This is a genomic window from Kaistella polysaccharea (assembly GCF_020410745.1).
GTDB lineage: Bacteria > Bacteroidota > Bacteroidia > Flavobacteriales > Weeksellaceae > Kaistella > Kaistella polysaccharea.
In genome coordinates, this window is sequence record NZ_CP084528.1 from 1,011,443 (window position 1) to 1,033,226 (window position 21,784).

Here is a 21,784-nt window from a genome sequence, read left to right on the forward strand (position 1 = left end):
AAGATGTTAAAAAATTTATTTTTGCTGGTCATGTTGCTGGCAGTTTCCAATATAAATGCGCAGGAAAGAAAAGATATACTTTCAATTCCCGGCCCGATTGACCTTCATGGTACAGAATTTTTCTTATCCTGGAGTAAGCCAGTTTCCAAAACATTATTTCGTCAGCAATATTTGCCGCGAGATGAAAAAATGGAAAACTTTACGCAGCTGATCGAATTTTCTTATTTCAATAAAGAAATCGATATTGAATTGGCAGTTCGTCAGAAAGTAGAACAGATTCAAGCCCGGGAAAAAACCGATAAATTGGCTAAGGTTAACGTTTCTCAAAATAAAGATGGGAGTGAATTCATTGTTGATTATTTTATTTCCGAAAATCCGGAAAAGGGCGAACCCTACGTCGAATATATTGTGGATCGCTTTATAAGTGAGGACAAAGGCGCAGGAAAAACGTTCCTGATTTTTTCTTATGTTAAAAGAGCGTACAACAATGTTAAATGGGAATCTCGTGCAATGGCGAAGATGCGCGATGATATTTTAATTAATGTCATCGAATATAAAATCCCTACGATCAGACTTAAAAACATTAATTAAAAATTTAAACACCCAACGCTGGGTGTTTTTTATTAGAATGACACACGAAATCTATATGCAACGCTGTCTGGATTTGGCACAAAAAGCGCTCGGCAAAACCTATCCTAATCCTATTGTGGGCAGTGTAATTGTTTATAACGGTGAAATAATAGGCGAAGGCTATCACGCAAAAGCGGGGGAAAATCACGCTGAGATTAACGCTATAAATTCTGTAAAGAATCCTGCGTTGTTAAAAGATTCCACCATTTATGTTTCGTTGGAACCTTGTTCCCATTTCGGAAAAACACCACCTTGTGCACTTAAACTTGTTGAAATTGGTTTTAAGAAAGTTGTGATAGGTTGTCTGGATTCTAATAAGGCGGTGAATGGAAAAGGGAAATTGATGATCGAAAACGCAGGTATTGAAGTGATCTGTGGCATTCTCGAAGAAGAATGTAAGGACGCTAATAAGCGTTTTTTCACTTTTCAGGAAAAGAAAAGACCTTTTATTATTTTAAAATGGGCAGAATCTGTTGATGGTTTTTTGGACCGAAATTTTAAACCTACGCAAATTGGTAATCCATTAACAAAGCAATTTGTACATTTTATGAGAAGTCAGGAAGAAGCAATTCTTGTCGGTACAAAAACGGCTTTAGTCGATAATCCCAGTTTAACCACGCGGGAAATTGACGGTAGAAATCCGGTGCGAATTTTAATTGATCTGGATCTAAAAGTTCCACTTGATTTTAAAGTATTGAATGAGGAAGCTAAAACTCTTGTTTTTAACGTTCACAAAAATGAGCAAATAAAAAACATTAACTATATTAAAATCAGTAATGAAAATCTAGTCAATGAAATACTTCATCATCTTTATGAACTTCAAATTCAATCTGTCTTGATTGAAGGTGGCGCTTATACTTTGCAGCAATGTATTGATCAAGGTTTCTGGGATGAAGCGATAATCATTAAAAATGAAAATCTTTTATTAGAATGTGGAACGAGAGCTCCTAAAACTAATACGCAATGCGTGAATAAGATTGAGCTGCGTGATAATTTAGTGGAATTTTACAAAAATACTTAAGTGGAATTTTCTTTCGATACCATCAAAACTCCTGTTGATCAAATCTTGTTGCGGGAAAAAGGCAGTAAGTTCATCGGTTTTGCCTTTCCGGTGCGAAATGACTTTGAGATTAAGGAAAGTTTAAATAAAATAAAGGAAATTCATCCTAAAGCTACGCACCACTGCTATGCTTTTCGGCTTGGCGTTACTGGTGAAAATTATCGTGCTAATGATGATGGGGAACCTTCGGGCAGCGCTGGTTCACCGATATACAATCAATTGCTAGCGCATAATGTAACTAATATTTTAGTCATTGTCGTTCGATATTATGGCGGAACAAAACTGGGCGTTTCCGGATTGGTTCGTGCTTATAAGGAAACAGCCAAAGTAACTTTGGAATCTTCAGAAATCATCACTGAAGAATTGAAAAGTGAATTACTCATCCAATTCCCTTTTACGCAACAGAATGTCATTTTCACCTTGCTTAATAAATTTGAGGCTAAAATTTTAGACTTTACTGCAGAAGAAAAATGCAGCATCAAAGCACGTTTAAAAACGGCGGAAAAAGAAAACATCTCAGACCAATTGGCTGAGATGCAAAATATATCATTTGAATTTTTAAATTAATCTCTTCTTCCCATAAGCAGCGATGCCCAATAAAGAAGCTGTGCTAAGGAACCTAAAGCTGCTACAACGTATGTTCTTGCCGCCCACTTTAAAGAATCCTGCACTCCTACATATTCTTCTTCTGTAACGGTTCCGGTAGTTTTCAACCATTTCATAGCTCTGTTACTGGCATCATATTCTACGGGTAAAGTAATGAAGGAAAATAACGTAGTTACTGCAAATAACGCAACACCGATTGCTAAAACCGTAGTATTTCCATTTGGATTTTCAATTGTTCTCGTCGCACCCATCAAAACGATACCACCAATAAGGACAAACTGCATCAAATTCGAACTGATGTTGACCATCGGAACCAATTTAGAGCGTAATTGTAACATAGAATATCCCACAGCATGCTGCACTGCATGTCCACACTCATGTGCAGCAACCGCAGCGGCAGCAGCATTTCTTTGCATGTAAACGCCTTCTGATAAATTAACTGTTTTGTCAGCAGGATTGTAGTGGTCTGTTAATTGGCCAGGAACAGATATTACTTTGACATCATTAATGTTATTGTCACGAAGCATTTTTTCCGCAATTTCTTTTCCAGATAATCCGTTGCGCAGATGGACCTGCGAATAATGTTGGAATTTTGATTTCAACCTGGAGGAAACTAACCAACTCACTAACATTGAAATCCCAATAATTAAATAATACCCTGTCATTCTTTCTTCTTTTTTCTATATTGATAATTCGCTTACTATTAATAAAAAACGTGCCAAAGTTTTGATTTTTCACCGAATCATTTATCTTTGTTTTCTCAAATTCAACCGAATGTCTGTGATTACTATTTTTGAAGTGAAAACTGCAAATGATTTAAAAAATTTCATCAAATTTCCGATGGAACTGTACAAAAGTAACGAAAATTATGTTCCGCCTCTCATTAAAGATGAAGAACATATTTGGAGTCCGAAAGAAAATGCAGCCCTTAATTTTTCCGAATTTAAAAGATATCTTGCTTTAAAAGATCAAAAAATCGTGGGCCGAATTGCCGTGATGATTAATCACAAGGAAGTAGAAGATTTGGGAATCAGCAAAGTACGTTTCGGCTGGCTCGACTTTATTGATGATATTGAAGTGACGAAGGCATTACTTAATAAGGCAATCGAATTTGCGCAACAAAAGGAAATGACGAAAATTGAAGGTCCCATGGGCTTCACCAATTTAGACAAAGCAGGGATGCTAACGATGGGTTTTGACAGGTTGGCCACCATGATTGGACTTTATAATCACTCTTACTATCCAGAACATCTTGAGAAATTAGGATTGAAGAAGGAAAAAGAATGGGTGGAATATGAACTTGATTTTCCGGAGATTCTTTCAGATAAAATACTGAAATTCAGCAGTCTAATTTCAGAAAAATATAAATTAAGAGTTTTAGAGTTTAACAATAAACAGGAGATTTTACCATATGTTTTCCCAATGTTTAAATTATTGGATGAAACGTATAAAACGCTTTCCACTTATACACCTATTACTGACGAACAAATTCAGACTTATAAAGACAAATATTTCAATTTCATTGATAAAGATTATATCGTCTGCATTGTTGATGAACACGATGAACTGGTTTCCTTCGCGATCACAATGCCTTCCTACTCCAAAGCTCTACAGAAGGCGAATGGAAAACTACTTCCGTTTGGCTGGTATCATTTGATTCAGGCTGGCAAAAAAAATCTTCGTGCAAATTTTTACCTCATAGGAATTCATCCGGATTATCAGCGGCGCGGTGTTACATCGCTGATCTTTAAAGAGATATGGCGCAATTTCAGCAAAAAAGGAATAAAATTATTAGAAACAAATCCAGAATTAGAAGAGAATAAAAGCGTGCAGGTACTCTGGCAGGATTATAATCCGGTGAATCACAAACGCCGCAGAACATACGCGATGGATGTTTCCCCACAAACTCCTTTGTTTTCATGAGAAAGCAGCTTTACTTTTACATCGCAATCATTATTGCGTTTATTGCATACAATCAATTTTTTCAGGTCGCTGATCCGAAAACAAATGAGGTGATAAATATCTTGTTCGCCAGTTTTTTATTCTTATATATTGGCTATTTGGCGTATGAGGTATTAAAAAGGATAAAAAAAACCCATAAAAAGTAAGAAGCAGTTTTGTGGGATATTATTTTTTCTATACTACATAATTCCCTAAATTTGCATCATTAAGAAAAATATGTCTACATGAATGTTCCCGCAAATTATATCCCGATCATTATTCAGATTGCAGTTGGTGCAGGTTTCGTTTTACTCTCTATATTAGGTACTCATTTTTTAGGTCCTCGTCAAAAAGCGACTTCTATTAAAAAGAATGAAAGTTTTGAATGTGGAGTTGAAGTAGAAGGAAACGCGCGAACGCCTTTCTCTGTTAAGTATTTCCTAACCGCAGTCCTCTTTGTACTGTTTGATATAGAAATTGTCTTTTTCTATCCTTACGCGGTCAACATCCGTGAATTTGGTGTGGAAGGATTTTTAGCAGTTCTGACTTTCATCTCGATATTTTTCATTGCCTTTATCTACGTTTGGAAACGGGGTGCGCTTGACTGGGACAAATAGTTTAAGAACTGAATCTTTAACAACTTTAAGAAAACAAAATGTCAGATAATAAACCAGTAATTAGAATGGATGCGGAAGCGCCAGAAGGTTACGAAGGAGAAGGATTTTTCGCTACCAATCTCAGCAGTGTAATTGGCATGGCGCGTAAATTCTCATTATGGCCTTTGCCTTTTGCAACGTCATGTTGTGGAATTGAATTTATGGCGACCTTAAACCCAACTTTTGACGCCTCCAGATTTGGAATGGAAAGAAACTCTTTCTCTCCGCGTCAGGCAGATATGTTGATGGTTTGCGGAACGATCGCAAAAAAATTAGGCCCCGTTTTGAAGCAGGTTTACACTCAAATGGCGGAACCAAAATGGGTTATTGCTGTGGGCGCGTGTGCTTCTAGTGGAGGAATTTTCGATACCTATTCTGTATTACAGGGAATTGATAAAATTATACCTGTAGATGTTTACGTACCTGGTTGCCCGCCACGTCCTGAACAGATTATTGAAGGTGTGATGCAGGTTCAGGCACTGTGTGAAAGCGAAAGTATCCGTAGAAGAGATATGCCTGAATATCAAAGTTTACTGGAATCCTACGATATAAAATAAAGGAAATGACAAACGAATTTGTGCTAGAAGCCATTACCCGGGAATTTCCGGAGTCTGTAGTTTCCCATTCCACGCCGTACGATTTTTTAACATTGGAGATTAAAAAGGAAGACATCAAGAAAGTTATTCATCACTTACGGGATTCTTCACTTGAAATTAATTTCCTTACTGATATTACCGGAATTCACTATCCAGAAACTCCAGAAAAAGAACTTGGCGTCATTTATCATTTACAAAACATGAGAACGAATTTCAGAATTCGTTTGAAAGCTTTTATGCCCCGCGAAAATGCGGAAGTTGATACAATGACTGATCTCTACGCCGGTGCTAACTGGATGGAGCGGGAAACATTCGAATTCTTTGGTGTTAAATTTAAAGGACATCCTGATTTACGGGTAATCCTTAATGTAGAAGATATTGGTTACCACCCTATGCTGAAGGAATATCGTTTAGAAGATGGTACAAGAACGGACAAAGATGATAAAATGTTCGGCCGATAATTAATTAAATGCTTGGGTATAGCTTAAGCGCCCTCGATTATGAAAGATAACGCACTCTCTAATATTCTCAATCAACAGGATTCCAACGATCATATCGATGGGCAGTTGTATACTTTAAATCTGGGTCCTACACACCCTGCGACACACGGAATTTTCCAAAATGTTCTTACCATGGATGGCGAGAAAATTTTGCATTCAGAGCAAACGATTGGATATATTCACCGTGCATTTGAAAAAATATCAGAACGCAGAAATTTTACGCAGATTACAACTTTAACAGATCGTATGAACTATTGTTCTGCGCCCATCAATAATATTGGTTGGCACATGACCGTAGAAAAACTTATCGGTTGTGAGGTTCCGAAACGGGTTGATTACATGCGCGTTATTATGATGGAACTGGCACGGATTTCCGATCACCTTATCTGTAATGGGGTAATCGCGATGGATGCTGGTGCAATTACAGGCTTAACTTATCTTTTCCAGGAAAGAGAAAAGATTTACAATATGTACGAAGAGGTTTGCGGCGCAAGACTTACTACAAATATGGGAAGAATAGGTGGTTTTGAAAGAGATTTCAGTCCTAAATTCCATGAATTCCTACAAACCTGGTTGAAGAAATTCCCGAAAATTTTTGGGGAATTCTGTGCTTTAAATGAACGTAATAGAATTTTCATGGACCGGACCATTAAAGCTGGACCAATATCAGCCGAACGCGCATTAAGCTACGGTTTTACAGGACCTAACTTACGAGCAGCAGGTGTAGATTATGATGTGAGAGTTGCCAACCCTTACTCCTCTTATCAGGATTTTGATTTCATTATTCCGATAGGAACTGCCGGTGATACTTATGACCGATTTATGGTTCGCCAACAGGAGGTTTGGGAAAGTTTGAAAATTATTGAGCAAGCCTATAAAAATCTTCCAGATGGACCTTTCCACGCTGATGTTCCGGATTTCTACCTGCCAGAAAAAGCAGATGTTTACACGAAGATGGAAGCATTAATTTACCATTTCAAAATTGTAATGGGAGAAACTGATGTTCCCAAAGGTGAAGTTTATCATGCTGTAGAGGGTGGAAATGGTGAACTGGGATTCTATCTTGTTAGTGATGGCGGAAGAAGTCCTTATAGACTGCATTTTAGAAGACCTTGCTTTATTTACTATCAGGCATTCCCAGAAATGATTCAGGGTGGACCAATCTCCGATGCAATTGTTACCATGTGTAGTATGAATGTAATTGCAGGGGAACTTGATGCTTAGAAAATCGCAATATTTCTAATTGTTAATTTTAATTTTTGTCATGATACTTCTGGTGTTTGATTCAATAATTAAAAAAATATAAAACATTATAAAATTAAGTTTTAGATATCTCAAACTTAGAATTTAAAATAAAAAAACGTGAGCGAAACGATTGCTTTTAAACCAGAAACCTTAAATCAGGTTCAAAAAATAACAGAGCGATATCCTGCAGAGCACAAGAAATCAGCTTTAATTCCGGTCTTACATTTAGCCCAAAAAGAATTCGGTGGGTGGCTTCAGGTTCCTGTAATGGATTACGTTGCCGAACTTTTAGAAATTCAACCTATCGAGGTTTATGAAGTAGCTACTTTCTACAGCATGTTTAACATGCAACCTGTTGGAAAATACGTTCTGGAAGTTTGTCAGACGGGACCTTGTATGCTTAATGGCAGCGATGAAATTATAAAGCACATTAAAGAAACCCTTCATATTGAAAATGGTGGAACAACAGCAGACGGTTTATTTACACTGAAAACGGCAGAGTGCCTTGGCGCGTGCGGTTATGCACCAATGATGCAACTCGGCAAATTTTATCACGAACATTTAACTAAAGAAAAAGTAGACGAGATCCTGGAGCTATGCAGACAGGGTGCGATTGCTTTAGATTAATTTATAAAACTGATGAGTAAAAAACTTTTACTTAAAGACGCACATATAGAAGGAATTCGCACATTCGATGTCTACCGAAAACAAGGTGGCTACGAATCTGTGGAAAAAGCTTTAAAAATGGCGCCCGATGCAATCACGGAAGAAGTAAAAACTTCAGGTCTAAGAGGTCGTGGTGGCGCAGGATTTCCGACAGGTTTAAAGTGGAGCTTTCTGGCAAAACCAGAAGGTGTACCGAGATACTTGGTCGTTAACGCCGATGAATCTGAACCCGGAACTTTCAAAGACCGTTATCTAATGGAGTTCATTCCTCACTTATTGATAGAGGGAATGATTGTCTCATCTTTTGCGCTCGGTGCAAATACCGCCTATATTTATATTCGTGGTGAATATGCGTGGATCGTAGCTATTTTAGAAGAAGCTATCGACGAAGCAAAGGCTGCTGGATTTTTAGGAAAGAATATTTTAGGAACAGGGTTCGATTTAGAAATTTACGTGCATCGCGGTGCCGGCGCATATATTTGTGGTGAAGAAACTGCTTTATTAGAATCACTGGAAGGTAAAAGAGGTAACCCACGTTTGAAACCACCTTTCCCTGCAGTAAAAGGACTTTGGGCTTGTCCAACAGTTGTTAACAATGTAGAAACCATTGCCGCAGTAGTTCCTGTTATTAATTTAGGAGGTGCGGAATACGCCAAAATTGGTGTAGGGAAATCTACGGGAACAAAACTAATTTCTGCTTGTGGTAATATTAATAAACCTGGTGTTTACGAAATTGATATGACCATTACGGTAGAAGAATTCATTTATTCTGATGAATACTGCGGCGGAATTCCGAACGGTAAAAAACTGAAAGCGTGTATTCCAGGTGGAAGTTCGGTACCTATTGTGCCCGCGAATTTACTTTTGAGAACCATTAATGGTGAACCAAGATACATGAATTACGAATCGTTGGCCGATGGTGGATTCGCTACCGGAACAATGATGGGTTCAGGAGGATTTATTGTTTTGGATGAAGATCAGTCTGTGGTCAAACATACGATGTCTTTATCTCATTTTTATGCTCACGAAAGTTGCGGACAATGTACACCATGTCGTGAAGGAACACCGTGGATGTTTAAAATATTAAAGAAAATTGCCAGTGGTTTAGGAACCATGGACGATATTGATCTGCTTTGGGACGTTCAGCGAAAAATTGAAGGAAATACGATTTGTCCATTAGGTGACGCTGCGGCGTGGCCAGTTGCGGCAGCGATTCGGCATTTCCGTGATGAATTTGAATGGTATATCAATAATCCAGAAAGTCAAACACGGAATTATGGCTTAGCAAATTATGCAGATCCAATTCCTGTAGCTGTAAAAGCAGAGTAAATTATTGAAAGATAGAAGAGGTTTTCTCTTTAGGAAATGAAAAAGATTATTGTATTAGCTGCATTTGTACTGGGATTTAATTTTGCATTGGGGCAAGAAATTAATTCAGAAAGAGAACCATTAACTCAAAAAGGTCAGATGCTTATTTTTTGGGGTTGGAACCGGGCAATGTTTAGTAATTCAGATATTCGGTTTAAAGGAAACGGTTATGATTTCACGTTGAAAAATGTTGTCGCTCATGACCGACCTACAGAACTCTCCTATCATAATTATTTTCAGCCCGACAGAATTACAATACCTCAGACCAATCAAAGGTTTGCCTATTTTGTTAAAGACAATTTGGCTTTTATGATCGGAGTGGACCATATGAAATATGTAATGGATCAGGATCAAACAGTTGAATTCTCCGGAAATATTGCAGATCCTGTATATTCTGCAATGGTTGAGAATGGAAAAGTAGATTTACGAGATGAGAAGTTTTTAACTTTCGAACATACCGATGGATTGAACTACATCAACTTCGGTTTAGAAAAGTATAAAAATATTTATAATAAAGAGAAATTTGATATTGTATGGAGTTACGGCGCCGGTTTCGGTCCGATGTTCCCAAAAAGCAATGTAAAGTTGTTCGGAAACGAACGAAGTGACAGATTTCATGTAGCAGGTTTTGGGTTAGATGGTCGTACAAGTGTTAACTTTGTTTTTTGGAAACATGTTGTAGCCAGAGTAGAAGCAAAAGCCGGTTACATCAATATGTTCGACATTAAGACGACCTTGAATAATAAACCAGATAAAGCCTTACAGGATTTTGTCTTTGGGCAGGTTAATTTTGGCCTTGGATATACCTTTAATACGAGAAAACTTTAATTAAAAGCCAAATGCTTAAAGCGAATTGCTAAAAGCTAAGATATATGAGCGAAGAAATAAAAAAATTTAAGATAACCATCGACGGACAGACTACAGAAGTTCTGCCCGGTACTTCGATTCTGGAAGCAGCACGACAAATCGGCGGAAAATCTGTACCACCGGCGATGTGCTATTACAAACCTCTTGAGGCAAGTGGTGGACGTTGCAGAACTTGTCTTGTTGAAGTATCGAAAGGTTCTGACGCAGATACGCGACCGATGCCGAAATTAGTTGCAAGTTGCAGAACGAGCGTGATGGATGGTATGGAAGTAAAAAATTTAACTTCTGAAAAAACGCAGGAAGCAAGACATGCGGTTACCGAATTTTTATTGATCAATCACCCACTCGATTGCCCAATTTGTGATCAGGCAGGTGAATGTCACTTACAGGATTTAAGTTACGAACACGGTGTAGAACAAACTAGAACCGAATTCGAGCGAAGAACTTTCGAACCAGAAGATATTGGTCCGTATATTAAACTGAATATGAATCGTTGCATTTTGTGTGCACGATGCGTTTTGGTGGCAAATCAGTTGACGGAAAACAGAGAGCATGGAATCCTATTCAGAGGAGAACACGCAGAAATCTCTACTAATTTAAATAAAGCTTTAGAAAGTGACTTCATCGGAAACGTTATTGATGTTTGTCCGGTTGGCGCTTTGACCGACAGAACTGCAAGGTTCGCAAGTCGCGTTTGGTTTACAAAACCTATGAATGCAACTTGTGAGTGCGACAAATGTGCAGGTAAAGCAGTAGTGTGGATGAAAGGTGAAGAAATAATTCGAGTTACTGCGCGGAAAGATCAATATGATGAAGTGCAGGATTGGATTTGTAATGAGTGCCGCTTTGAAAAAAAGGATGTTAAAAAATGGATTATCGAAGGGCCTCGTCACATCGACAGACATTCCGTAATTTCATTAAACCACTATCAAAAACCTAAAAATATGATTAACCTTTTGGACAATCCGGATGCAAAAGAAATCAGTGAAAAAGACGAAAAATAAACATGGATTTAATTACTTTTAAAATAATACTGGTTGTCAGCCTTTTTACCTTATCATTAGGTGTCGCGGCTTATTCAACCTGGGGCGAAAGAAAAGTTGCCGCTATTTTGCAAGACCGAATCGGACCGAACAGAGCTGGCCCTTTTGGAATATTGCAGCCTTTAGCAGATGGAGGGAAACTCTTTTTTAAAGAAGGTTTTGTTCCTCAGGGAGCCGACCGATTTTTGTTCTACACAGGTCCTGCCCTCACCATGTTCATTTCCCTCATCACCGGAGCAGTTATTCCGTGGGGTAAATCACTTAATATTGGTGGAAATTCATTCGACATTCAAGTCGCTAATATTGATGTTGGTGTTTTATACCTCATTGGAATGGTTTCCATTGGAGTATACGGAATGATGATTGGAGGCTGGGCTTCTAACAATAAATATTCCTTGATTGGAGCAATTCGCGCCTCTTCACAAATGATTTCCTACGAATTGGCAATGGGCCTTTCTCTTCTTTCTATTATTTTAATGGCTGGAAGTTTAGATTTAAACTTGATTACTTTAACACAGGGAACCGGAAAAATCTGGGGTTTCATACCAGCAGATGGTATGAACTGGAATATTTTCTATCAACCCTTAGCATTTATTATATTTTTCGTGGCGGCAATGGCAGAAACAAACCGCCACCCGTTTGACTTACCGGAATGTGAATCTGAACTTGTAAATGGGTATATGACTGAATATTCATCAATGAACTTTGGCCAATATATGTTTGGCGAATATGTGAACATGTTTATTTCTAATGCATTGATCGTTACTTTGTTTTTTGGCGGATTTAATTATCCCGGAATTAACTGGGTTGGCGAGAACTGGGGAGAGAATATTGCCGGAGTTTTGAGTATTTTTGCCATGTTATTTAAAGTCATCATCGGAATATTGATCTTTATGTGGATCCGTTGGACCATCCCAAGATTTAGATATGACCAATTGATGCACCTTGGCTGGAAAACATTAATTCCACTTGCATTAGCCAATTTGGTTATTACAGCGGCTGTAATTGTTTTCTTTGCAAACTAAAAAAGAAGTTTTACTACCCAACATTTTGTTGAGTTAAAACCTACCAATATGAAATTGACAAACAGATCAAAAGTAGTCTCGAACAAAGAGATGACTTTTATGGAAAAATTATACCTCCCAGAAATCTTTAAGGGAATGGCAATCACCATGCGACATGCGTTGGAAGGGCCAAAAGGAAAAGTATATTCTTATCCTGAAGTTGAAAAACCACGGTCCAAAGTATGGCGTGGACTTCATGTTTTAAAACTTGATGAAGAAGGTCGCGAACGATGTACAGCTTGCGGGCTTTGTGCCGTTACTTGCCCTGCAGAAGCAATTACCATGACGGGAGCCGAGCGCACACGTGATGAAAAGCATCTTTATCGTGAAGAGAAGTACGCCTCTGTTTACGAGATTAATATGCTTAGATGTATTTTCTGTGGTTTATGTGAAGAAGCTTGTCCTAAATCTGCGATTTATCTTACAGACCGTTTGGTAGATGTGGAAACCAACCGCGGAAGTTTCGTTTATGGAAAAGATAAGCTTGTTGAAAAAATAAACGAGCGTATTGACATTACTGAACGCCAGAGCGAATTGCAGAAAAAAACAGTTAAGTAATATGGAGCAGATTATATTTTTCTTCGTCGCCTTGTTAGCGGTTACCAGCGGATTTTATTTTGTATTTGCCAAAAACGCGCTCTATTCCATTTTATCACTAATCATCACTTTCTTTTCAATTGCTGCACTTTACATTTTATTGAATGCACAGTTTCTCGGAATTGTACAGATCATCGTGTACGCTGGAGCTATTATGGTTTTGTTCCTCTACATTTTGATGATGTTGAATTTGAACAAAGAAGATGAAAGTAAGAAGCAAAACCTTTCAAAATTTATTGGAGTTTTTACTTCTGGATTATTGCTGGTCGGAATTCTAGGTGCGTTCAAAGGTTTAAATAAAACGACTTTCGGCACTGGTGCTGATGACTCGGTTGGATTAACAAAAAACCTCGGAAGATTATTGTTTAACGAATATGTTTTGCCTTTTGAATTGGCTTCCATCCTTATTCTTGCGGGAATTGTAGGAGCGGTATTAATTGGTAAAAAAGATTTATAGAATTATGGGAGAAGTAAATTCATTTATACAGGTTGTTCCCTTAGAATATTTTATTATTCTGAGTTCCATCTTGTTTTGTCTCGGTGTTTTAGGAGTTTTAATCCGCAAAAACGCCATTATTATTTTAGGATGTGTGGAACTGATGCTGAATTCTGTGAACCTCATGCTGGCTGCTTTTTCCTCCTACAAAGGTGATGGAAACGGACAGATTCTGGTATTTTTTATCATGGTTGTTGCGGCCGCAGAAGTTGCGGTAGGTTTAGCGATTATTGCCATGTTGTACAGAAATACAAAATCAGTAGACATCAGTATTTTTAACAAATTAAGAGGATAATATAGGATGGAAAATTTAGTTTACGCGATTATACTTTTACCTCTTGCAGGATTTCTCTTCAACGGTCTGTTTGGAAAGAAACTTCCAAAAATGTTGGTCGGCGGTTTAGGAACAGCAGTTGTATTTGCCTCATTTCTTATTGCTTTAAGTTTATTTCTGAAGTTCGATGCAGAATCGCAACCAGTTGTTGTGAGGGCTTTTGAATGGTTTAGAGTAAATGGAGTTCAGGTTAATTTCGGATTTCAGATCGATCAACTCTCGTTGATGATGATCATGATTATTACAGGAATCGGCTCATTAATTCACCTCTACTCTATTGGCTATATGCACGATGATTCCGGATTTTATAAGTTTTTCTCTTACCTGAATCTCTTCATCTTTATGATGTTGCTTCTGGTAATGGGAAGCAATTATTTAATTCTTTTCATCGGTTGGGAAGGTGTGGGATTATGTTCCTATTTGCTCATCGGTTTCTGGTACAAAAACAAGGAATATGGTGCAGCAGCAAGAAAAGCCTTCATCATGAACCGTATTGGTGACTTGGGAATGATCATCGGAATTTTGATGATTGCTTATCAAACCAACGCCATCGATTATTTATCAGTTGCACAAAATTCCGGTAAATTCGAACTTGATTCAACCGTCATTATTTTCATTACTGCCAGTTTATTTATTGGAGCGATGGGAAAATCTGCACAGATACCTTTGTTTACGTGGCTTCCAGATGCAATGGCAGGACCTACTCCAGTTTCAGCGTTAATTCACGCAGCTACGATGGTGACAGCGGGAATTTATTTGATCGTACGTTCGAACTTCCTCTTTTCCCTTGCTCCAACAACAATGGACGGAATTCTTTTCATTGGATTACTTACCGCATTAGTAGCCGCATTTATTGGTCTCCGTCAGAATGATATTAAAAAAGTCTTGGCGTACTCTACCGTTTCTCAATTAGGATTTATGTTTGTGGCAGTTGGAGTTGGTGCTTACACCACTGCAATGTTCCATTTAATGACGCATGCTTTTTTCAAAGCATTGTTATTCTTAGGTTCCGGATCTGTAATTCACGCAATGAGTGGTGAACAGGATATGAGATTTATGGGCGGTTTAAAAAAGAAAATCCCGATTACGCATATTACTTTCCTTATTGGAACATTGGCAATTTCCGGATTTCCTTTCCTTTCCGGAATGATTTCTAAAGATGAAATTCTAACTAATGTTTACGGGAAAAACCCGATTATTTGGGTGATTTTATTTGCTGTTGCAGCGATGACGGCCATCTATATGTTTAGAGCTTATTATTTAACGTTCCATGGTGAATTCCGCGGTACAAAAGAACAAGAAAGCCATCTTCACGAAAGTCCTTTGAATATGACTTTACCATTAATCGTATTGGCTGTGCTTACGGTGATCGGAGGTTTTATTAATTTACCGCATTTTATCGGACATGGCAATTATGCAAAATTAGCCGACTGGTTGAAAACAATTTATGTTTACGATGTTGAATTGGCCGAGGTTCCTTTAATGACAGAAATGATTTTATTAGGACTAACGGTACTGATGTTTTTCACCGTTTGGTTTGTTGTAAAAAATATATACGTCAACATGAAAAAAATGGCGCTTCCCGATGAAAATTATACAGGCTGGGAAAGACTTTCCAATAGAAAATTATACATCGATGAGTTAAATAATGCCACTTTCGTGAAATTTATTGAAGGACTCGGTGTGGGTGGAAATATGTTCGACAAAGGTGTTCTCAAAAGATTTGTAGATTATATCGGTATCGGAGCTGAAGATTCAGGTCGCGCTGCCAAACGTCTTCAAAATGGAAATGTTGAGAACTATGTCCTCATCATGTCTTTAGCCATCGGAATTATTTTAATTGTTAACTTTATATTACAATAGTAAATGTCGTACCTATTATTAACATTACTACTATTACCTCTTGTAGGTTCAGGATTGGTGTTCGCGTGGAAAAATCCCGCCAGTAAATATCTCGCCTTAGGAATTGCATTTGCACAAATGTTTTTAACATTTTATATGCTTTCTGATTTCGATTTCAAACCTACCGTAGATGGAGTTTTGCAATATGAAATCAATTATCCCTGGTCTAATTATATCAAAAGTAACTTTCATTTCGGTATCGATGGAATGAGCATGTTGATGTTGCTATTGACCAATATTTTAACACCGCTTATTATTCTTTCAGCTTTTAATGAAAAGCCGGGATACAGAAATACTTTTTTCGGTTTAATATTATTGATGCAATTCGGTTTAATAGGAGTGTTTACTTCTTTAGATGGTTTGTTATTCTATATTTTCTGGGAAATAACTTTAATTCCAATTTGGTTAATCGCTGGAATTTGGGGTCAGGAAAACAAAAAGATTCAGTTTACAACGCGATTCTTCGTGTTTACTTTCGTGGGTTCTTTGTTTATGTTGATTGGGCTCATTTATTTATATACCCATTCAGCATCCTTCGCGCTAACTGATTTATACAATGCAGATTTAACATCTGGTGCACAAACCGTTATATTCTGGTTTATATTCTTTGCTTTTGCGGTGAAGTTACCAATCTTCCCTTTCCATTCCTGGCAAGCAGATACTTATACGTATTCACCAACGCAAGGTTCAATGTTGCTTTCGGGAATTATGCTAAAAATGGCAGTTTACGGATTGTTACGATATTTACTCCCAATTACGCCAGAACCAATTATGGGACTTTCAGGACAAATCGTTTTGGTACTCGCCATCATTGGTATTGTTCACGGAGCTTTAATTGCAATTATTCAAAATGACTCCAAACGAATTATCGCTTACTCTTCTTTATCTCACGTAGGTTTAATTACCGGAGGAATTATCGCATCCGCTATTTTAACAATGCGTGGGACGGTGGTAATTACTGGTGGTGAAGGTGCTTTGGTACAATCGTTCGCTCACGGGATAAATGTTGTAGGTCTATTTTACTGCGCTGATATTCTTTATAAAAGATTTAAAACCCGAGACATCCGCCAAATGGGTGGATTGGCGAAGGTTGCGCCCAAATTTGCCGTTCTATTTATGGTTATTTTATTAGGATCAATCGCGCTTCCTTTAACGAATGGTTTTGTTGGTGAATTTATTTTGATAAAATCCATATTTGATTACAGTATTATGGCGGCGGTGATCGCCGGATTAACCATGATTTTCTCTTCCGTATATCTTTTCAGATTTTATGGTAAGGCTATGCTTGGACCTGGTGATGAAGCTGTTTTAGAAACGGCAGGTGACTTAAACGCTGTTGAATTTTCAGTCTTAGCCAGTTTGGCAGTTTTTGTTATTCTTCTGGGTGTATTTCCGCAGCCAATCATGGATATGGTCAGCAGTTCATTGAAGTTTATTTACGCTTCGATGTTAAATTAAAAAATTAATAATAAAGAAATTAAGAGATCGAGATCAAAGATAAATATCTGAAATCTCAAATCTATAAATCTCAAATCTAAATTAAATGAGCGTTTTAATAATTATTTTCCTTACCGCCTTGGTCGCGCTTTTTGCAGGTGTTTTCGAACAGGGGAAATTCTCACGGTATATCGGTATTCTGGGGCTAATGATTGCTTTTTACGTCAGTTTCCTGCCGGAACTTTCTTTCTTTGCTCAGTATCAGAACATGTTTGAGTTCGGGGCAAACGCAGCTTTGTTCACCAAAATAACCATTGTTATTACCATTTTATTGTTCTTCATCGCAGGTTTCGCATTTAGCAATCACCGCAGTCATCAATCAGAATTATATGCTTTAATGCTATTTTCTTTATGTGGTGGAATTGTCTTATTCGGTTTTCAGAATTTAGTAACTTTATTTCTCGGAATTGAAATTCTTTCGATCCCTTTATACGTTCTCGCCGGAAGTAATAAAACTGATCTACGCTCCAACGAAGCTTCAATTAAATATTTTTTGATGGGTGCTTTTGCAACAGGATTTCTTTTATTCGGAGTTGCACTCATTTACGGAAGCAGCGGCAGTTTTGATCTGTACACCATTCATGCTTTTGCCGTTCAAAATCCGAAAAATTTAATGTTTATTTTAGGTGCTATATTAATGCTGGTAGCTTTGGCTTTCAAAGTTTCCCTCGCACCTTTCCATATGTGGAGTCCAGATGTTTATCAGGGTTCACCATCGTTAATCACGGCGTTTATGATGTCGGTCGTTAAGATTTCAGCCTTCTTCGCTTTCTTTAAATTAATGACGATCGGTTTCCTAGGAATTACCGGCGAATGGATTAATGTGATTGGGGTAATGATTATTATCACACTATTCCTTGCGAATGTAATGGGTCTTGCGCAAACCAATGTAAAGCGAATGTTAGCCTATTCTTCCGTTTCTCACGTTGGTTATTTATCCCTTATTTTTTACGGAATGAACAGTTTGTCGAGTTATAACCTGGCATTTTATTTATTCGCATATTCATTAGCAACTGTAGGCGTAATGATGTGTTTAATCTGGGTTGAAAAACTGAAAAGAGAGACTTCTTATAACGCTTTCAAAGGTTTGGCACATACCGAACCTATCTTGGCGGTAACTGCAACAGTTTCATTATTATCAATGGCTGGGATTCCATTAACTGCAGGTTTTATGGGGAAATTTGCCATCTTTGCACAAGCAATTGATAACACGCCATTCCTCGTATTAGTCGCGGTTTTAGGATCTGCAATTTCCATCGCTTATTATCTTCGACTAATTATGTCGATGTTTTTTCCGAAAGAAAGCAGCTTCAAAACTTCAGAAAAAGTTTCACTAACTTACAATATTGTAGCGGTCTTCATTATCGTGGCATTAGTAGCGATGGGAGTTTTCCCAGATTTGTTTGCGAAACAATTCGGTTTGTAAGATTGAATTAAAAATATTTTTAAAACGCATTTCTTTCGACTTGCGTTTTTTTATAACTAAAATTTAATCATTTGATTAATTCATTTGTTTAAATCAAAAATTTAATACTAACTTTACTTTATAATTTAAGATATGAAAACAGAAGAATATTCTACCGAAGATAAAATCCTGATTGCTGCTTCAAAAGTTTTCACTGAAAAAGGTTTTTCAGGTACACGAACACGCGATATTGCGGAGGAAGCCGGAATTAATTTGGCGCTTCTCAATTACTATTTTCGAACCAAAGAAAAACTGTTTGAACAGGTCATGAAGGTCAAAATCGTTTTGCTCTTTGGACAGATTATTCCCATCATTACAAATGAAAAAACGTCTTTAGATGAAAAAATCAATTTAGCGAGTATAAAGTATTTTGACATTTTAACTAAAAATCCTAACCTACCAATTTTTGTTTTAAGTGAAATTCAGAAGAAAACCTCGGATGTGAAATCAATTCTTCCTTTTGAAAAAGTATTGAACAATTCCTATTTGATGAAACAGATTAAAGAAAGAAAACCTGACGTTAATCCTTTTCACTTTTTATTGAATTTTCTAAGCATGACGGTTTTTCCCTTTTTAGGAAAACCAATTCTTCAATCATTTGATTTGATGGATGATGCTGAATTTCAACAGTTCGTGGAAGAAAGAAAAACAATGGTTCCGATGTGGATCAAGATGATGCTGAATAATTAATAAATCAAACCACAAAAGTCACAAAAGTGAATTGTTTAAAATTGAAAATGCAGCACTATAGAGTTCATATAATTTTTGAAAATCTATAGATTTTCTCTTTTGTGAACTTCTGTAAAACTTTTTCAGAGTGTTCTTTTGTGACTTTTGTGGTTAAAAACTTCGCACATTCTATGTTTAAAATGATAAAAATGAAAATCTTAAAATACATATTCCTCCTCCTCTTCTTCTCAGTCAATGCTCAAACATTGACTTTAGAAGAATGTTACGATTTGGCCAAACAAAATTACCCGCTCATTAAAAGACATGATTTAATTGCGAAGACCAAAGAATACAATTTGCAGAATGCGGCAAAAGGTTGGCTTCCTCAAATCCAGATTGTGGGACAGGCAACTTATCAAAATGATGTGATTCAGTTCCCAATTCAACTGCCCAATATGACCAATGAACCATTGAGCAAAGATCAATATAAAGTATATGCCGACGTTCAGCAAAATATTTACGATGGCGGAATGATTGCCAATCAAAAAAAAATGGCAACCATTAATTCCGAAATAGAACTACAAAAAACAGAACTTGAAACCGATCAGTTAGAAATGAGAATCAACCAAATTTATTTTGGAATTCTACAAACCGATGAGCAACTTCAACAAACAGAATTAACCAAATCTGACTTATCAAGCGGACTAAAAAAAGCCGAAGCACAATTAGAAAACGGCGTTATCTTTAGAAGTAATGTCGATGTTCTGAAAGCACAAATCGTCAATCTCGAACAAAAACAATTGGAGCTCCAATCCACGAAAAAAAGTTTTTTACAGATGCTTTCTCTTTTCATTAATAAAAATATCGATGAAAATACCACGCTCGAAAAACCAGAGAAAATTCTGATTCAAGATGAAAATAAACGTGCAGAACTGAAACTCTTTGAATTGCAAAAACTCGGTCTAGAACAGCAGAAAGCAAATATCAATTCCAAAAACCTTCCAAAGCTCGGAGCTTTCTTTCAAGGTGGTTACGGAAAACCCGGTTTCAATATGTTGAAAAATGAATTCGATGTTTTTTACATCGGTGGTTTGCGTTTAAACATTCCGATTTCGGGATTTTACACCAGGAAAAATGATTTGGCTTTGGTCGAAACGCAACAGCAGGAAATCGACGTTCAGAAAGAAAACTTCCTTTTTAATCAGCAGTTTCAAACCATTCAGAACAACAGCGACCTCGATAAAATTCAGCAATTGATTAATAAAGACAATGAACTCATCCAATTACGTGAAAGCATTAGAAAAGCCTCTTTAGCCCAACTGGAGAACGGAGTTATTACGACCAATGATTATTTGCGGGAAGTGAATGAACTCGACCGGGCAAAAAATCAAAGGATCATTCACGAGATCCAATATCTTCTGACACAATATAATTTGAAAGCACAACTTAATCAGTAGTTGACAGGTGATAGTTGAAAATTAAATAAAGACTCTTTTTAAAAAAGATCCGATGAAAAAATATATTTTATTTACAGCCCTACTTTCCCTCGCTGCCTGCAATAATTCAGATAATTCCTACGATGCGTCGGGAACATTCGAAGCCGATGAACTGATGGTCACTGCCAAAGCCAATGGAACGATCCTGCAACTCAATATAGAAGAAGGTCAGCAATTGTCACCCAATGAAAAAGTCGGCGAAATAGATCCCAAGAACGTAGAACTTCAAAAGGAACAGGTTATCGCTAGCATGGATGCTATTGAGCAAAAAACAAATTCTGCTCTTCCACAAATTCAGGTTTTGCAATCTCAGATATCCGGACAATCTGCAAATGTTTCCGTTTTACAGGAACAACTTCAAAATGCAATTCGGGAAAGAAACAGAACTGCAAATTTGGTGGCCAAAGATGCCGCAACAAAAAAACAACTTGATGATGCAAACGGACAAATAAAAGTGATTCAGAAACAGATTGTTGCGGCTCAAAGTCAGTTGAGTATTTTACAGCAACAGATTTCCACCACCAAACAAAATGTCTCCATTCAAAACCGCGCGATTTTAGGTGAAAGAAAACCAACCGAGAAAAAGGTGGAGCAAATCGATGAACAGTTAAAAAATAACAAGATTGAAAGTCCGATTGCCGGTATGGTTTTAACGAAATATCTAAATCAAGGTGAGTTTGCAACGGTTGGAAAACCTATTTTCAAAATGGCAAATTTAGAAGTGATGACTTTAAAAACCTTTGTGACCGGAGATCAATTGCCCCAAATAAAAATCGGACAACAGGTAAAAGTCCTCATCGACGCTGGAGAAGGAAAAACCAAAGAACTTCCCGGAACAATTTACTGGATCAGTTCCAAAGCCGAGTTTACCCCGAAAACCATTCAAACCAAAAACGAACGAGCCAATTTAGTTTACGCGGTAAAAATCCACGTCAAAAACGATGGCTATCTCAAAATCGGAATGTATGGTGACGTGAAATTCTAAATCATTAAACCACAAAAGTCACAAAAGATAAATGCCTTAAAAGATTTATTAATAACTTCTTTAAAGTCCACAAAATATTTTAGCAGGTATCTTTTTTAAAC

General features: G+C 37.2%; 23 protein-coding genes. 22 read left to right on the forward strand and 1 reads right to left on the reverse strand.

Going from position 1 to position 21,784, the window contains the following annotated elements:
• Positions 1 to 3: 3 nt before the first annotated feature.
• From LC814_RS04545 to LC814_RS04555, 3 genes are read left to right on the forward strand one after another with little or no spacing between them, the layout of a single operon-like run.
• Complete coding sequence (locus LC814_RS04545) at positions 4 to 591, forward strand: HI_0983 family protein (RefSeq protein ID WP_226065215.1); 588 nt, start codon at positions 4 to 6, stop codon at positions 589 to 591.
• Positions 592 to 628: 37 nt separating this feature from the next.
• Positions 629 to 1,651, forward strand: coding sequence for a bifunctional diaminohydroxyphosphoribosylaminopyrimidine deaminase/5-amino-6-(5-phosphoribosylamino)uracil reductase RibD (ribD, locus tag LC814_RS04550; RefSeq protein ID WP_226065217.1), 1,023 nt, complete (start codon positions 629 to 631; stop codon positions 1,649 to 1,651).
• Positions 1,652 to 2,257, forward strand: a complete 606-nt coding sequence (locus tag LC814_RS04555) for an IMPACT family protein (protein WP_226065219.1) — start codon at positions 1,652 to 1,654, stop codon at positions 2,255 to 2,257.
• On the opposite strand, the gene LC814_RS04560 is transcribed toward LC814_RS04555, so the two are convergent.
• The gene (locus LC814_RS04560) at positions 2,254 to 2,961 is read right to left on the reverse strand and encodes a zinc metallopeptidase (RefSeq protein WP_226065221.1); all 708 of its coding nucleotides are present in this window, start codon (positions 2,959 to 2,961) and stop codon (positions 2,254 to 2,256) included. The two genes, LC814_RS04555 and LC814_RS04560, sit on opposite strands and share 4 nt — an antisense overlap.
• Positions 2,962 to 3,070: 109 nt before the next feature.
• Between LC814_RS04560 and LC814_RS04565 the strand changes: the two genes are divergently transcribed.
• From LC814_RS04565 to LC814_RS04660, 19 genes are all read left to right on the forward strand, one after another.
• Complete coding sequence (locus LC814_RS04565; RefSeq protein ID WP_226065223.1) at positions 3,071 to 4,219, forward strand: GNAT family N-acetyltransferase; 1,149 nt, start codon at positions 3,071 to 3,073, stop codon at positions 4,217 to 4,219.
• A gap of 263 nt (positions 4,220 to 4,482) precedes the next feature.
• Positions 4,483 to 4,854, forward strand: coding sequence for an NADH-quinone oxidoreductase subunit A (locus LC814_RS04575; protein WP_226065227.1), 372 nt, complete (start codon positions 4,483 to 4,485; stop codon positions 4,852 to 4,854).
• Between the two features lie 38 nt (positions 4,855 to 4,892).
• Positions 4,893 to 5,450 carry an NADH-quinone oxidoreductase subunit B gene (locus tag LC814_RS04580; RefSeq protein ID WP_226065229.1) on the forward strand — a complete coding sequence of 186 codons (558 nt, stop codon included), beginning with the start codon at positions 4,893 to 4,895 and terminating at the stop codon, positions 5,448 to 5,450.
• Positions 5,451 to 5,455: 5 nt separating this feature from the next.
• Positions 5,456 to 5,950 carry an NADH-quinone oxidoreductase subunit C gene (locus LC814_RS04585; protein ID WP_226065231.1) on the forward strand — a complete coding sequence of 165 codons (495 nt, stop codon included), beginning with the start codon at positions 5,456 to 5,458 and terminating at the stop codon, positions 5,948 to 5,950.
• Positions 5,951 to 5,989: 39 nt separating this feature from the next.
• Positions 5,990 to 7,213: an NADH-quinone oxidoreductase subunit D gene (locus LC814_RS04590; protein WP_226065233.1), complete on the forward strand. Its 1,224-nt coding sequence runs from the start codon at positions 5,990 to 5,992 to the stop codon at positions 7,211 to 7,213.
• A 138-nt stretch (positions 7,214 to 7,351) separates the two neighbouring features.
• A complete protein-coding gene (locus tag LC814_RS04595; protein WP_226065235.1) occupies positions 7,352 to 7,861 on the forward strand; it encodes an NADH-quinone oxidoreductase subunit NuoE family protein in 510 nt (169 codons plus the stop codon).
• A gap of 12 nt (positions 7,862 to 7,873) precedes the next feature.
• The gene (gene nuoF / locus LC814_RS04600; protein WP_226065237.1) at positions 7,874 to 9,229 is read left to right on the forward strand and encodes an NADH-quinone oxidoreductase subunit NuoF; all 1,356 of its coding nucleotides are present in this window, start codon (positions 7,874 to 7,876) and stop codon (positions 9,227 to 9,229) included.
• A 36-nt stretch (positions 9,230 to 9,265) separates the two neighbouring features.
• Positions 9,266 to 10,096, forward strand: coding sequence for a hypothetical protein (locus LC814_RS04605; protein ID WP_375373399.1), 831 nt, complete (start codon positions 9,266 to 9,268; stop codon positions 10,094 to 10,096).
• 44 nt (positions 10,097 to 10,140) lie between these two features.
• Positions 10,141 to 11,139 (forward strand): NADH-quinone oxidoreductase subunit G, encoded by a 999-nt coding sequence (locus LC814_RS04610; protein WP_226065239.1) that lies wholly within the window; start codon positions 10,141 to 10,143, stop codon positions 11,137 to 11,139.
• 2 nt (positions 11,140 to 11,141) lie between these two features.
• Positions 11,142 to 12,203 carry an NADH-quinone oxidoreductase subunit NuoH gene (gene nuoH / locus LC814_RS04615; RefSeq protein WP_226065241.1) on the forward strand — a complete coding sequence of 354 codons (1,062 nt, stop codon included), beginning with the start codon at positions 11,142 to 11,144 and terminating at the stop codon, positions 12,201 to 12,203.
• A 48-nt stretch (positions 12,204 to 12,251) separates the two neighbouring features.
• Positions 12,252 to 12,800, forward strand: coding sequence for a NuoI/complex I 23 kDa subunit family protein (locus LC814_RS04620; RefSeq protein WP_226065243.1), 549 nt, complete (start codon positions 12,252 to 12,254; stop codon positions 12,798 to 12,800).
• Between the two features lies 1 nt (position 12,801).
• On the forward strand, positions 12,802 to 13,296 hold the full coding sequence (locus LC814_RS04625) for an NADH-quinone oxidoreductase subunit J family protein (RefSeq protein ID WP_226065245.1): 495 nt from the start codon (positions 12,802 to 12,804) through the stop codon (positions 13,294 to 13,296).
• Positions 13,297 to 13,300: 4 nt separating this feature from the next.
• Entirely contained in the window at positions 13,301 to 13,630 is a 330-nt protein-coding gene (gene nuoK / locus LC814_RS04630; protein ID WP_226065247.1) for an NADH-quinone oxidoreductase subunit NuoK, read from the forward strand.
• 6 nt (positions 13,631 to 13,636) lie between these two features.
• A complete protein-coding gene (gene nuoL, locus LC814_RS04635; RefSeq protein WP_226065249.1) occupies positions 13,637 to 15,532 on the forward strand; it encodes an NADH-quinone oxidoreductase subunit L in 1,896 nt (631 codons plus the stop codon).
• 3 nt (positions 15,533 to 15,535) lie between these two features.
• Positions 15,536 to 17,029, forward strand: coding sequence for a complex I subunit 4 family protein (locus tag LC814_RS04640; protein WP_226065251.1), 1,494 nt, complete (start codon positions 15,536 to 15,538; stop codon positions 17,027 to 17,029).
• Between the two features lie 85 nt (positions 17,030 to 17,114).
• Positions 17,115 to 18,494: an NADH-quinone oxidoreductase subunit N gene (locus LC814_RS04645; RefSeq protein WP_226065253.1), complete on the forward strand. Its 1,380-nt coding sequence runs from the start codon at positions 17,115 to 17,117 to the stop codon at positions 18,492 to 18,494.
• Positions 18,495 to 18,626: 132 nt separating this feature from the next.
• Positions 18,627 to 19,223, forward strand: a complete 597-nt coding sequence (locus LC814_RS04650) for a TetR/AcrR family transcriptional regulator (protein ID WP_226065255.1) — start codon at positions 18,627 to 18,629, stop codon at positions 19,221 to 19,223.
• 188 nt (positions 19,224 to 19,411) lie between these two features.
• Positions 19,412 to 20,659 carry a TolC family protein gene (locus LC814_RS04655; protein WP_226065257.1) on the forward strand — a complete coding sequence of 416 codons (1,248 nt, stop codon included), beginning with the start codon at positions 19,412 to 19,414 and terminating at the stop codon, positions 20,657 to 20,659.
• Positions 20,660 to 20,711: 52 nt separating this feature from the next.
• The gene (locus LC814_RS04660) at positions 20,712 to 21,683 is read left to right on the forward strand and encodes an HlyD family secretion protein (RefSeq protein ID WP_226065258.1); all 972 of its coding nucleotides are present in this window, start codon (positions 20,712 to 20,714) and stop codon (positions 21,681 to 21,683) included.
• The last annotated feature ends 101 nt before the right edge of the window (positions 21,684 to 21,784 follow it).